Annotated in this window: 11 protein-coding genes and 2 pseudogenes; 8 read left to right on the forward strand and 5 right to left on the reverse strand. The window is 67.9% G+C overall.

Features of this window, described 5'->3' with window-relative positions; genetic code table 11:
• Positions 1-16 precede the first annotated feature (16 nt).
• Together AC1DY5_RS04525 and AC1DY5_RS04530 are read right to left on the reverse strand one after the other, a co-directional pair.
• Positions 17-1,101 (reverse strand): annotated as a pseudogene (locus tag AC1DY5_RS04525) (cytochrome c biogenesis protein DipZ); the annotation flags it as partial.
• A gap of 31 nt (positions 1,102-1,132) precedes the next feature.
• Positions 1,133-1,327 (reverse strand): pentapeptide MXKDX repeat protein, encoded by a 195-nt coding sequence (locus AC1DY5_RS04530; RefSeq protein WP_478109004.1) that lies wholly within the window; start codon positions 1,325-1,327, stop codon positions 1,133-1,135.
• A gap of 167 nt (positions 1,328-1,494) precedes the next feature.
• On the opposite strand from AC1DY5_RS04530, the pseudogene AC1DY5_RS04535 reads away from it, so the two are divergent.
• Positions 1,495-2,915, forward strand: a pseudogene (locus AC1DY5_RS04535) (sensor histidine kinase).
• An 18-nt stretch (positions 2,916-2,933) separates the two neighbouring features.
• On the opposite strand, the gene AC1DY5_RS04540 reads toward AC1DY5_RS04535, so the two are convergent.
• Together AC1DY5_RS04540 and AC1DY5_RS04545 are read right to left on the reverse strand one after the other, a co-directional pair.
• Complete coding sequence (locus AC1DY5_RS04540) at positions 2,934-5,723, reverse strand: galactose oxidase-like domain-containing protein (protein ID WP_478109006.1); 2,790 nt, start codon at positions 5,721-5,723, stop codon at positions 2,934-2,936.
• Positions 5,724-5,955: 232 nt separating this feature from the next.
• Positions 5,956-6,738 carry an IclR family transcriptional regulator gene (locus AC1DY5_RS04545; protein ID WP_478109009.1) on the reverse strand — a complete coding sequence of 261 codons (783 nt, stop codon included), beginning with the start codon at positions 6,736-6,738 and terminating at the stop codon, positions 5,956-5,958.
• A 108-nt stretch (positions 6,739-6,846) separates the two neighbouring features.
• Here AC1DY5_RS04545 and AC1DY5_RS04550 point away from each other — a divergent pair, with 108 nt between their 5' ends.
• The 6 genes from AC1DY5_RS04550 to AC1DY5_RS04575 are packed head-to-tail and all read left to right on the forward strand — an operon-like array spanning position 6,847 to position 11,679.
• Positions 6,847-7,866 carry a TRAP transporter substrate-binding protein gene (locus tag AC1DY5_RS04550; RefSeq protein ID WP_478109011.1) on the forward strand — a complete coding sequence of 340 codons (1,020 nt, stop codon included), beginning with the start codon at positions 6,847-6,849 and terminating at the stop codon, positions 7,864-7,866.
• Positions 7,863-8,306, forward strand: a complete 444-nt coding sequence (locus tag AC1DY5_RS04555) for a type II 3-dehydroquinate dehydratase (protein ID WP_478109013.1) — start codon at positions 7,863-7,865, stop codon at positions 8,304-8,306. Before AC1DY5_RS04550 ends, AC1DY5_RS04555 begins: the two co-directional genes overlap by 4 nt.
• 34 nt (positions 8,307-8,340) lie before the next feature.
• The gene (locus tag AC1DY5_RS04560; protein WP_478109015.1) at positions 8,341-8,907 is read left to right on the forward strand and encodes a TRAP transporter small permease; all 567 of its coding nucleotides are present in this window, start codon (positions 8,341-8,343) and stop codon (positions 8,905-8,907) included.
• On the forward strand, positions 8,904-10,184 hold the full coding sequence (locus tag AC1DY5_RS04565) for a TRAP transporter large permease (RefSeq protein ID WP_478109017.1): 1,281 nt from the start codon (positions 8,904-8,906) through the stop codon (positions 10,182-10,184). The genes AC1DY5_RS04560 and AC1DY5_RS04565 overlap by 4 nt, the downstream gene beginning before the upstream one ends.
• Positions 10,185-10,209: 25 nt before the next feature.
• The gene (locus tag AC1DY5_RS04570; RefSeq protein ID WP_478109019.1) at positions 10,210-11,214 is read left to right on the forward strand and encodes a TRAP transporter substrate-binding protein; all 1,005 of its coding nucleotides are present in this window, start codon (positions 10,210-10,212) and stop codon (positions 11,212-11,214) included.
• Between the two features lie 9 nt (positions 11,215-11,223).
• The gene (locus tag AC1DY5_RS04575; protein WP_478109021.1) at positions 11,224-11,679 is read left to right on the forward strand and encodes a DUF1810 domain-containing protein; all 456 of its coding nucleotides are present in this window, start codon (positions 11,224-11,226) and stop codon (positions 11,677-11,679) included.
• 203 nt (positions 11,680-11,882) lie between these two features.
• Here the strand turns inward: AC1DY5_RS04575 and AC1DY5_RS04580 are convergent, their stop codons facing one another.
• A complete protein-coding gene (locus AC1DY5_RS04580; protein ID WP_478109023.1) occupies positions 11,883-12,209 on the reverse strand; it encodes a hypothetical protein in 327 nt (108 codons plus the stop codon).
• A gap of 55 nt (positions 12,210-12,264) precedes the next feature.
• Here AC1DY5_RS04580 and AC1DY5_RS04585 point away from each other — a divergent pair.
• The coding region (locus AC1DY5_RS04585; RefSeq protein ID WP_478109025.1) for a thioredoxin domain-containing protein at positions 12,265-12,623 on the forward strand (359 nt) is incomplete at its 3' end.

Raw genomic sequence — 12,623 nt, forward strand, 5'->3', positions numbered from 1 at the left:
AATTGCTTGATCACAATTCCGACCTTTGGTATTCGCCGTCACCGAAATGATGGAAGCGGATGCGGCCCTCGGCATCCACGAGGTAGAGGGCCGGCCAGTAGTTGTTGCGGAACGCCCGCCAGATCGCGAAGTTGTTGTCGATCGCCACCGGAAACCCGATGCCCATGTCGGCCACGGCCTTCGTCACGTTGCCGATATTCTTCTCGTAGGCGAATTCAGGCGCATGCACGCCGAGCACGACCAGGCCCTGGTCCTTGTTACTTGTGATGCCATTCGCTCACGTAGGGCAGCGCATTGCGGCAGTTGATGCAGCCGAAGGTCCAGAAGTCGACCAGCACCACCTTGCCGCGCAGCCCTTCGGTGGACAGCGGTGGCGAGTTGAGCCAGTCGACGACGCCGGTCAGCGGACGGCAGGCTGCCTTCGACCGGCAGGTCGAGGGGGACCGGAGCCGCCGCGCGCGCCTGGACCGGCATGAAGCCGGCGGCGAGCGGCGTCGGCGCTTTCAGGCGTTGCAGCAAGGTCTTCTCGATCGCCGCGCCGCCGGCGGGCGACAGCTGCGCCAGCCAGCCGGTGTCGAGGCCGAGCGCCACCGCGGCGACAGCGGCCAGCACGGCGACGCCGAGCCCCCTGCGGAACCCTTCGCCGATGCTGGCCAGGCGCTTCACCGCCCCGAGCATCCGGGCGCCGGCCAGCAGCACCAGGGCCAGCGCGCTGGCCGCCCCGGCATAGGCGAGCAGGAGCAGGGCGGTCCGCAGGCTCGGGCCCTCGATCGCCGCGCCGGTCAGGACCAGGCCGAGGATGGGTCCGGCGCACGGAGCCCACAGCAGGCCGGTGGCGGCGCCGAGAACGAAGGAGGCGAGGGCCGGGCGGCGCGCGGCCCCGGGGCCCGAGGTTGCCGCGCCGGAGAGGCGCGCGCCAAGCGCCACCAGCGGCCGGCCGAGCCGGTCGGCCCAGCGCGGCGCGACCAGCGCCACGCCCATGATCCGGCCGTAGTCGTTCGCCAGGTCGACCCGGGCGAACACGAAGGGCAGGACCGGAAGGATGCAGGGCGCGAACAGGGTCAGCGCGCCGGCCAGGTACGACAAAAGGAAGAAGAGCATGGAGGACCTCGTCGACAGCGGGGCGCGAGGGCTACTTCTTCATCTCGTCTTTTTTCATGGCGTCCTTCTTCATGGCGTCGCTCTTGCCCATCGCGTCCTTCTTCATGCCGTCCTTGGCCATCGAATGCTTGGTCATCTCGTCCTTCTTCATGTCGTCGGTGGCGAAGGCCGCGAGCGAGCCGAGGGCCAGGCAGGTGGCCAGGAGGGTTGCGGAAAGCGGGTTCATTTCAAGGGTCCTTCAAGAGGGTCGTTTGCAAAGATTGGGCTCGGTTCGAAATGAACACGGCCGCGCGCTCCAGCAGCGTCGAGTCGCACGAGGCGACTCAACTGCCGCCGAACCATCTGTGGGCGCGGCTACAAGCTGGCGCCGGGCGGCACCGACGAGGCGACCCCATGAGGCTGCGCGGCACCCTTTCGCAACGGCTGTCGCTGGTGTTCGCGCTGCTGCTGCTGGCCTGTTGCGGCGCCTCGGCCTRGCTGCAGATGCAGGCCAGCGGGCGCCACGAACAGGAGGTCACACAGCGCCTCTCGGCCGGCCTAGCGGCCCACATCGCGGCCAGCAACCCGATCTTCATGGAGAGCGGTGCGCTCAACCGCGCGGGGGTGCACGACCTGTTCGACAAGCTGATGGCCGTCAATCCCAGCGTCGAGGTCTACATGCTGGCGCCCGATGGTCGGATCGAGGCGCAGGCGGCGCCGCCGGGGCACCTGAAGCTCGACCGTGTCGACCTGGCACCGATCCACCGCCTGCTGGACTGTGCACCGTTGCCGGTGCTGGGCGACGACCCACGGGCCGAGGGCCGCCGCAAGGTCTTCAGCGCGGCGCCGCTGAAGATCGACGGGCGCGATGCCGGCTTCGTGTACGTGGTGCAGTCGGGCGAAGAGCGCGAGGCGCTGGCGGCCAACGTGGCGGCCAGCAGCGTGTTGCGCACCACGCTGTGGTCGATCGCGCTGGTCGCGCTGCTGGGACTGCTCGCGGGGCTGGCGGCGTTCCACCTGATCACGCGTCCGCTGAGGCGGTTGACCGCAGCGGTCTGCCAGTTCGACAGCGAGGGCGCGGCCGCCCTGGAGGGCGCCGCGCCGTCGCTGGGGGACGCGGGGCAGGGCGGCGGCGACGAGATCGCCATGCTGGGCCAGGCCTTCAGGACCAGCAGCGGCGCGAGCTGTTCGCCAACATCTCGCACGACCTGCGCACGCCCCTGACCTCGCTGCACGGCTACCTCGAGACGCTGCTCATAAAGTCCGACACGCTGGCGCCGGCCGAGCGCCGGCGCTACCTCGAGATCGCGCTCGGGCAGAGCCGCAAGGTGGGGCGGCTGGCGCAGGAGCTGTTCGAGCTGGCACGGCTGGAGTATGGGGTTGTCAAGCCCGAGAAAGAACGCTTCGCGCTGGCCGACCTGGTGCAAGACGTGTTCCAGAAGTTCGAGCTGGCGGCCGAGGCGCGGCGGCAGCGGGTGGTGGCGGACATCCCTTCGGGGCTGCCGGTGGTGACGGCGGACCTGGGCCTGATCGAGCGGGTGCTGACCAACCTGCTCGACAACGCGATCCGCCACACGCCCGAGGGCGGCGAGATCGCCGTGGTGCTGCGCGCGGATGGGGAGGGCGTGGCGGTCGAGATCAGCGACACCGGTCCGGGCATCCCCGGCGAGCTGCGCCAGAGCCTCTTCACGCGKCCGCTGTTATCGACYTCGACCGGCCGCAGCGGCGGCCTCGGGCTGGTCATCGTGCAGCGCATCCTGCAACTGCACGGCAGCGACATCCGGCTGCAGCCGCGGGCCGACAAGGGCGCGGTGTTCTGCTCCGCGCTGCGTTGAGGCGACGCCTGCCCGAGCTCAGCCCGTGACGCAGGACTTGACAACGAAGGGCGCGGGGTCGCCGCCGAAGGAGGCGTTCGTGCAACTCACGGTGCCGGACACGGTCTTCGTGATCCATCGTGTGTCGGCACCGTAGCGAACGACCGTGCCGGCCGSGACGGTGAAGCTGCCGCCTTCCTGCGCCAGGGTCGTGGCCGGCGCTGGTGCCGGGGCTGGGGCTGGAGCTGGAGCTGGAGCCGGGGCCGGGGCCGGGGCCGGGGCCGGCGCTGGAGCTGGAGCTGGAGCTGGAGCTGGAGCTGGAGCTGGAGCTGGGGCTGGGGCTGGAGCTGGAGCTGGAGCTGGGGCTGGGGCTGGGGCTGGGGCTGGAGCTGGAGCTGGAGCCGGGGCCGGGGCCGGCGCTGGCGCTGGAGCGGTCGACGGCGTGGTGCAGGACTTCACCGTGAAGGGCGCGGGATCGGAGCCGAAGAAGGCGTTGGTGCAAGTCCCGGTGCCGCTCACGGTCCGCTCGATCCAGCGCGTGTCCGCGCCGTAGCGCACGAGCGTGCCGGCCGCGACGGTGAAGCTGCCGCCTTCCGGCGCCAGGGTAATGTAGGGCGGCGGTGGAGGTGGCGGCGGAGGCGGGGGCGGCGGCGGTGGGGGCGGCGGGGGCGGCGGAGCCGAGGTCGGGGATGTGCTGGCATAGCAGACCTTCGCGGTCATCGGTGCGGGGTCCGTGCCGAAGAAGGTGCTGGAGCAGCTTGCGGCCCCCGACACCATCTTGCTGATCCAGCGCGTGTCCGCTCCGAAGCTCACCAAGCTCGCAACGGCCATGCTGAACGCAGCCCCCTCGTTGCCGACCAGCTTGTCGCCCGCCGGGGTTTCGGTGCCCCGCACGACGCTGGCGGCCAGCGGTGCCAGCACCTGGCAGGTCTTTGCGGTTCCGGGGGCAGGGTTGGCGCCGAAGTATTCGTTGCTGCACGCCAGGGTGCCGGAGGCGCTCTTCTGCACCCACCGGCTGCCGGTGCCGTAGCGCACCGTGGTCGGGGTCGGCAGCGTCAAGGTCTGCCCCTGGTCGGACGCAGCCGCCCAGTTGGCATCGACCTTGACGATCTTCGAGATCGAAGGCACGCCGGCGCTGTCGATGACGAACAGCATGTAGTAGCCGATCGGGACCGTGTTTGGTCCTTCGTTCAGCGTGACGCTCAGGTTCGAGCTGCCGGTCTGCTGCGTGAAAGGCAGCTCGAGAAAGCGTTGCTCGAAGTTGGTTGAATGGGTCACGGAGCCGGTCCGGATCAAGGTCACGCGCTGGATCGTCCGGCCCGACACCACCGACACGTTGAAGGTCGAGCCCAGGTCCACCTTGGCCGGCGCCGAGTCGATCATCGGACGTGCCTGCCGCTGGCCATTGCTGTCGAACAGGTACGGGGGCGAGTAGATCTCGGCGTTCAGGTTGACCACAGGGCCCGGCGAGCCACCGCCCACCGAGAGCACGGTGGCGTCGGGTAGCAGGAGCGCCGTCGAGTGGTACAGCCGAGGCTTCACGGCCGATGCGCCGGTGGTCCAGGTTTTGGTCGCCGGGTCCCAGATCAGGGTCGTGAAGGCGGTGTTGGTCAGCAGGTTGTCCTGCGAGGAGCCGCCGGTGACGGCAACCTTGCCGTCGGCCATCACGGTGGCTGTGCCCCAGACGCGATTGGTCCCGGGGCCGGCGATCGGCGTGATGACCGGCGTGCCGCCGTTGACGTCGACCACCACCGCGCCGCCCGCTTCGTCGACCAGCATCATCCGGCCGCGGTCGAACAGGGCCCAGGGCATCATCCAGTCGATGTCCCGGGGCAGCGTGCCGATGATGTTCATCGTCTCCGCCTCGACGTCGAGGCGGTAGAGCGTGCTGCCGCTCGCGATCACGATCTTGCCGTCCGGCCCGAGGAAGCCGCGCGGGTAGAACCAGTCGGCGGGCCAAGTGATCTTGGAGAGCGTTCTCCAGCCCGAGCCCGGCGTGTAGAGTTCAGGCGGCCCGGAGCCGGCACCGGTCTCGTTGATGCCGGCCGCCACCAGCACGCGACCGTCCGCCAGCGGAAACAGCGAGCCGTACCAGCGCGCGAACTGCATCGGCGTGCCCGAGGCCTTCAACTCGAGCAGCACCGGATCGAACAGGTTGGTGTCTCGCACGCCCCAGTTGACCGGCGTGCCGTTGTTCRGGCCACGCGTGTCGCCGCCTGCCAGCAGCACCTGGCCGGTAGTCGGCAGCATCGCCTGGGCGCTGCAGAAGAGATCGGTGTGCGTGCTGTGCTGCAGCAGCGCATGGGCGTTGGTCGTCGGAGTCCACACGTCGTAATAGAGCTGCGCACCCTGCACCCCGCTCGGGTCGGTGCCGTAGCTCATGATCTTGCCGTCCGGTGTCAGGATGGCGTGGATCGCGTTGATCGGCCAGCTCGCCGCGGTCGACCACTCGCCCAGCGTTCCCGGCCCGTCCTTCTGTTCGGACGCCGTCGTCTTGGAGGGCTCGCCCCGGTCGATGGGCGCCGGCCTGTCGCGTTCGCGCGCCACCTCGCGCGCGATGTCGGCCAGCGTGCGCACCGACCGCGGGCCGGGCGGTCTGGCCGCCGCCGCCTCCGCCTCTGTTCCCGTCGCCGGCGGAGGCGCTGGCGGAGGCGTCGCCTCGGGGGCGACCGCCTGTTCTCCCGACTCGCCCTTGGCCTGGTTCGGGATTCCCGCGGCCAGCAGGCCGGCGGTGTTGTCGCCACTGCCACTGCCGCCCCCGCATGCCGACAACAGGGCAGTCACGGAAGCAGCGACCAGCTGCAGATGGAACGGACAGCGGCTAGACATGGCTTCGATGGCTCGCGCCGAGTAGATGAGTACTTTGTGTTTATATTCTCAAATACCTCATTTCGTGACTTTCGTGATTGCGTATGCCTTTTGTAACGTCAGCGGCGCTCCTATTCCTTTTGGACGGGGGCGGGAAACGGCGTCGTTCAGCAGCAGGGAAGGCGGACGGCGGCGGTCGGCGCGGATGCGCCGAGTGCGCCGAACGCGCGTGGGCGGCTCCGCTGCGGGCGCGTCAGGCGCGGCGCTTGAACAGCGCCGAGGCGCCGCTGGCGTGGGCTACCTCTTCGGCGGTGGCCAGCAGCACCGGCCCCAGCGCCAGCATCCGTTCCTCGGTCAGCCGCACCAGCGGGCCGGCGATCGTGATGACGCCGATCACCGCGCCGTTGCCGATGCGCACCGGCGCCGCCATCGCGGTCATGGCCGGCGCGAAGACCTCGTTGATCATGCTGAAGCCGCGCTTGCGCGCCGCCCGCAGGTAGGCCAGCAGCGCCTTCACCGTGGTCGGCGCCCTGGGGCCGTAGTCCTCCGGCTTGCCGAAGCCCTGGCGGGCCACCAGTTCGAGGGCCTGCTCGTCGCTCATGGTTGACAGCCAGGCATGGCCGGCCGAACTGCAGGAAAGGTTCACGGACAGTCCCATGTCGGGGTCGTAGCGCAGGCCCCGGGTCGCGCCCTGCGCCTTGGCGACGAAGGTCAGCTCGTCGCCGTCGACCACCGCCAGGCGCACCAGTTCGCCCGACTCGGCCGCCAGCCGGTCGAGCAGCGGCTGGGCGACGTCGACGATCCCGCTGTTGCTCAGGAAGCTCAAGCCCAGTGAGACCAGCTTGATGGTCAGCATGTAGTCGCCGTGGCTCTGGTCCTGGCGCACGTAGCCGCAGCGGATCAGCTCGGCCAGCAGCCGATGCGTCGCGCTCAGCGGCATCTGCAGGTCGCCGGCCAGGGTAGAGAGCGGCCGTCCCTCGGGATGGGCCGCCAGGTGCTCCATCAACTTGAAGCTGCGTTCCAGTATTGCGCTCATGTCAGCGCAACTTTACTCCGGAATCTGACAAGTGTTTTCCCTTGTGGAAAACATTTCCACTTGTCACTATGATCGTGGCGCATCGCCCATCACCTTCTGGAGACCGCCTTGAGATTCCTACTTCGTTCGCTGGCCGGCGCCGGCCTCTCGCTCGCCCTGGTCATGCCGGCCCTGGCCCAGGGCGCGCAGGAGCGCGTCATCCGCTTCGGCCACCTGAACAATGCCGACCACCCGGTCAGCTTCGGCGTCAAGCGCTTCGCCGAGCTGCTCGCCAAGAAGAGCGGCGGCAAGATGAAGGTGCAGGAGTTCCCGGCCTCGCAGCTCGGCAACGAGTTGCAGCAGCAATCGGCGCTGCAAGGCGGCGTGCAACAGATGTCGGCCCCGGCCACCACCTCGCTGGCCGGCATCGTGAAGGAATTCGGCCTGGTCGACTTCCCGTTCGCGGTCAGCACCTTCGCGCAGGCCGACGCCCTGCTCGACGGCCCGCTGGGGCAGGCGCTGATCGCCAAGCTGCCCGAGAAGGGCCTGGTCGCGCTCGGCTACTGGGACCTGGGCTTTCGCAACGTCACCAACAGCAAGCGGCCGATCGCCAAGCCCGAGGACCTCGACGGCCTGAAGATCCGCGTGATCCCGAACCCGGTGTTCCTCGAGACCTTCAAGGCCTTCCAGGCGAACCCGGTGCCGATGCCCTTCGCGGAGCTCTATGGCGCGCTGGAAGCGAAGGCGGTGGACGGCCAGGAGAACCCGTTCTCGGTGATCCTGTCGAACAAGTTCTTCGAGGTGCAGAAGTACCTGAGCGCGACCAACCACGTCTATGCAGCGAACATCGTGCTGGTCAGCAAGAAGTTCTTCGATTCGCTGAGCCCGACCGAGCAGAAGTGGATGCGCGAGGCGGCTGACGAAGCCCGCGGCTACCAGCGGCAGGTGAGCCGCGCGGCGGCGCAGAAGTCGGTCGGCGACCTGCAGGCCAAGGGCATGCAGTTCAACGAGGTGGCGCCGGCCGAGCAGGCCCGCATGCGCCAGATCGCCAAGCCCGTGGTCGACAAGTTCGCGGCCAGCTACGACCCGGCGATCGTCAAGCTCTACAACGACGAACTCGCCCGCATCCGCAAGGCGGCCGCACCATGAAGATCCTTGTCCTGCACGGCCCGAACCTGAACCTGTTCGGGCGCCGCGAACCCCACATCTACGGCACGACCACTCTGGCCGAGATCAACGCCCGGCTCGAGAAGCTGGCCGGCGAACTCGGCGTCACGCTGGACATCGTCCAGTCGAACATCGAAGGCGAGCTGATCAATTTCCTGCACCGGAACATCGACGAGGCGCAAGGCGCGCTGGTGAACCCGGCCGGCCTGACCCAGCACGGCGTGCCGCTGCACGACGCGATCAAGGCGATGCCATTTCCGATGCTAGAGGTCCACATGTCGAACATCGCGGCGCGCGAGGCGTGGCGCGCCCACTCCATCATTTCGCCGGCGGTCAAGGGGACCATCCAGGGGCTCGGACCCCAGTCCTATCTGGCAGCATTGCGAGCCCTGGTCGATATGAACCGGGAAGCCGCGGTCTGAGCGTCGGGACCGCGGTTCACAAGAGACAAACAACATGAATCGATGGATCGACCGCATCTGTTCCAGCATCGAGGCCGTGATCGCCTTCTTCCTCGCGGTGATGGTGGTGCTGGTGTTCGGCAACGTGGTGCTGCGCTACGGCTTCAACTCGGGCATCACGGTGTCGGAGGAGGTCTCGCGCTGGCTCTTCATCTGGGTGACGTTCCTGGGCGCGGTGGTCGCGCTCAAGGAACACGGCCACCTGGGTGTCGACATGGTGGTGCAGAAGCTGCCGCCCGCGGGCAAGAAGTTCTGCCTCGCGGCGAGCCACGCCGTGATGCTCTACATCGTCTGGCTGCTGTTCCAGGGCAGCCTGGCGCAGACCCGGATCAACTGGGATGTCACGGCGCCTGTCACCGGCGCGTCGATGGCGGTGGTCTATGGCGTCGGCATCGTGTTCTCGGTGCTCGCCGCCTTCATCCTGACGCTCGATCTGTGGCGGCTGCTGAGCGGCCAGCTCGCCGATGAGGAACTGGTCATGGTGCAGGAATCCGAGGAGGCGGTGCAATTGAAGGAGATCCTCGGCTCGGTTTCGGGCGATGCGCAAGGGAGCCACAAATGACGATTCTTGTCTTCGTCGGCTCGCTGCTGCTGGCCATGGCGATGGGCATCCCCATCGCGTTCTCGCTGCTGGCAAGCGGCGTCGCCCTGATGTGGCACCTCGACCTGTTCGATGCCCAGATCCTGGCGCAGAACGTGATCGGCGGCGCCGACAGCTTCCCGCTGCTGGCGGTTCCGTTCTTCATGCTGGCCGGCGAGATCATGAACGTCGGGGGACTGTCCAAGCGCATCGTCGACTTCGCGCTCGCGCTGGTCGGCCACATCAAGGGCGGACTGGGCTACGTCACCATCCTGGCCGGCTGCCTGCTGTCGGCGCTGTCCGGCTCGGCGGTGGCCGACGCGGCGGCGCTGACCGCGCTGCTGCTGCCGATGATGGTCAAGGCCGGGCACGACAAGGCACGCGCCGGCGGGCTGATCGCGGCCACCGGCGTGATCGGTCCGGTGATCCCGCCGAGCATCGGGCTGGTGATCTTCGGCGTTGCCGCCAACGTCTCGATCTCCAAGCTGTTCCTGGCGGCGATCGTGCCGGGCCTGCTGATCGGCGCGGCGCTCTGGCTGACCTGGGCCTGGCTGGTCCGCAAGGAGAAGATCGTGCCGCCGCCGCGCAAGTCCGGCGCAGAGATCTTCACGGCGTTCCGCAAGGCCCTGTGGGCGCTGATGCTGCCGTTCATCATCCTGGTGGGCCTGCGCATGGGGGTCTTCACGCCGACCGAGGCGGCGGTGGTGGCTGCGGTCTATGCGCTGTTCGTCTCGACCGTGATCTACCGCGAGCTGACCTGGGGCGACCTCTACCGCGTCTTCGTCGGCGCCGCCAAGACCAGCGCCATCGTGATGTTCCTGATCGCCGCGGCGATGGTCAGCGCCTGGCTCATCACGGTGGCCGACCTGCCGTCCAAGGTGGTGGGCCTGCTGCAGCCCTTCATGGGCAACCAGATCATCCTGATGATCGCGATCATGATCCTCGTGATGATCGTCGGCACCGCGATGGACATGACGCCGACGATCCTGATCCTGACGCCGGTGCTGATGCCGATCGTGAAGGCCGCGGGGATCGATCCGGTGTACTTCGGCGTGCTGTTCATCATTAACAACTCTATTGGGCTGGTGACGCCGCCGGTCGGCACGGTGCTCAACGTGGTGGCCGGCGTGGGCAAGATCTCGATGGACGACGTGACACGCGGCGTGGTGCCCTTCATGATCGCCGAGTTCGCGGTCATGTTCCTGATGGTGCTGTTCCCGTGGCTCGTGATCTGGCCGGCCCGCTTCTTCGGCGGCTGAGACATCAACAAATAGGAGACTCTTCATGAAAAACATCGCTCGCAACACCCTGGTCGCCCTGGCGGCCGTGCTGGCCCTGACCGGCGCCCAAGCGCAGGTCAAGGAGCGCACGCTCAAGTTTGCGTTCCAGAACCAGACCGGCCACCCGCAGGCGCAGGGGGCGCAGAAGTTCGCTGACCTGGTGGCTCAGAAGTCCGGTAACAAGATCACGGTCAAGCTGTTCCCGGGCGGCTCGCTCGGCGGCGACCTGCAAACGGTGTCGGCGCTGCAGGGCGGCACCGTCGAGGTCACCGTGCTCAACGCCGGCATCCTGGGCGCGCAGGTCAAGGAGTTCGCGGTCTACGACTTTCCTTTCCTGTTCAACAATGCCCAGGAGGCGGATGCCGTGACCGACGGCGCGTTCGGCAAGAGCCTGCTGTCCAAGCTGGACGACAAAGGCCTGCACGGGCTMGGCTACTGGGACCTGGGCTTTCGCAACCTGACGAACAGCAAGCGGCCGGTCGCCAAGGCCGATGACATCGCGGGGCTCAAGGTCCGCGTGATCCAGTCGCCAATCTACATCGACCTCTTCAACACGCTGGGCGCGAACGCCACGCCGCTGCCATTCCCCGAGCTCTACTCGGCGCTTGACCAGAAGGCCGTGGACGGCCAGGAGAACCCGAACACGGTGATCCTGTCGTCGAAGTTCGCCGAGGTGCAGAAGTACCTGACTCAGACGCGCCACATCTACAACCCACAGGCGCTGATCATCAGCAAGAAGACCTGGGACGGCATGAGCGCGGACGAGAAGAAGATCATCACCGACGCAGCCGCCGAGGCCACCACCTTCCAGCGCGAGGCTTCGCGCGGCGCCGCCGACAGCGCCCTCGAGGCGCTCAAGAAGGCCGGCATGACGGTCACCGAGCTGCCCCCGGCGGAGGTCGCCAAGCTGCGTGAGAAGGTCAAGCCGGTGATCGACAAGCACACCGCCACTGTGGGCGACTCGACCGTCAAGGAACTGATGGCCGAGGTCGCCAAGGTGCGCAAGTAGGAGCTTGCCATGCCGGCGCCGCCGCGCCTTGCTGGCGACGACCTGGAGCGCTTCGTCGAGGCCCAGGTGCCGGTCTATGACGCGGTGCGCCGCGAATTGCAGGCCGGTCGCAAGACAAGCCACTGGATGTGGTTCGTCTTTCCGCAGCTGCGTTCGCTGGGGCGCAGCGCGACCGCGGCGTTCTACGGCCTCGAGGACCTCGCCGAGGCCCGGGCCTATGCCGCCCATGCGCTGCTCGGCCCGCGCCTGGTCGAGTGCAGCCGGCTGGTGCTCGCGGTCGAGGGCCGCAGTGCCCACCAGATCTTCGGCTCTCCCGACGACCTCAAGCTGCGCTCCTGCATGACCCTCTTCGAGGCGGCCGCAGCCTCGGAACCCGCCTTCGCCCAGGTGCTCGAGCGCCTGTATGCCGGCGAGCGCGATCCGCTCACGCTCGCTGCGCTCGGGCGCGACCTTGGGCCCCAGTAGGACCACGGTCCAAGGGCACCTGGACGCCGCCGCAGGTGATGAAGGCGGGCTGATTCCGCAGCGGCCGGCGGCTATGCGATAGTTTTGGCGGATTGACTTGCTTCAATCCGCCAGGCATCACCAGTAGCCGCTGTCGTTCGCGTTGTGGATGATCCAGACCAGGTTGCCGCCCGAGATGTTGCCCAGGTTGCCGCCGGCGAAGATCAGGCGTCCCTGGCCCTTGTAGGCCAGTTCGATCCGGCTGCGATCGCCGCCGAGTAGAACGGAATGAAAGCCTTGTCGGTGACGTAGGCGCCCGAATCGGTGGGCTGGCCCGCGAAGTCGGTAACCTGCTTCAGGCTCATGCCGATCTGCAACGGGGTGAACTTCGAGTTCGCTGCGGCGGCGGTCTGGTCCTGGTTCCTGGACGGGCCGGCGCAACCAGCGACCATGGAGAGGGCTGCCGCGATGGCGAGCGCGGTCGAAGGGGTTCTCAATATCACGAAATAAAACTCCTGTAACAGAGTGTTTATGATTTCAGGATCTTGCATCTCCCGATTCGCGCCCCCAGGTGCCGTGAACCGCAAGTCCGCCGATCGAGACGCCATGACCGACACCATTCACATCGTCTGCCCGCATTGCCACACCACGAACCGCGTGCAGGCGGCGCAGCTCGGCAGTGCGCCCGACTGCGGCCATTGCCATCGGCCGTTGTTCACCGGCCACTCCTCCGCCCTGGACGAGGCAGCCTTCGACCGCCACGTGGCGCGCAACGAGATTCCGGTGCTGGTCGATTTCTGGGCCCCCTGGTGCGGGCCGTGCCGCCAGATGGCACCGGGCTTCGAGCAGGCGGCGGCCCGGCTCGAGCCCCGGGTGCGCCTCGCGAAGGTCGACACCGAGGCGGTTCCTGCACTCGGCGCACGCTTCAACATCCGAAGCATCCCCACGCTGGCACTGTTCAAGGG

The organism is Variovorax sp. P4_D9 (genome assembly GCF_056401695.1).

Coding starts and splice junctions, on each gene's coding strand:
- AC1DY5_RS04530 (WP_478109004.1), bottom strand. CDS start 1,327: ATGAACCCGCTTTCCGCAACCCTCCTGGCCACCTGCCTGGCCCTCGGC.
- AC1DY5_RS04545 (WP_478109009.1), bottom strand. CDS start 6,738: ATGAGCGCAATACTGGAACGCAGCTTCAAGTTGATGGAGCACCTGGCG.
- AC1DY5_RS04555 (WP_478109013.1), top strand. CDS start 7,863: ATGAAGATCCTTGTCCTGCACGGCCCGAACCTGAACCTGTTCGGGCGC.
- AC1DY5_RS04560 (WP_478109015.1), top strand. CDS start 8,341: ATGAATCGATGGATCGACCGCATCTGTTCCAGCATCGAGGCCGTGATC.
- AC1DY5_RS04565 (WP_478109017.1), top strand. CDS start 8,904: ATGACGATTCTTGTCTTCGTCGGCTCGCTGCTGCTGGCCATGGCGATG.
- AC1DY5_RS04575 (WP_478109021.1), top strand. CDS start 11,224: ATGCCGGCGCCGCCGCGCCTTGCTGGCGACGACCTGGAGCGCTTCGTC.
- AC1DY5_RS04580 (WP_478109023.1), bottom strand. CDS start 12,209: ATGCAAGATCCTGAAATCATAAACACTCTGTTACAGGAGTTTTATTTC.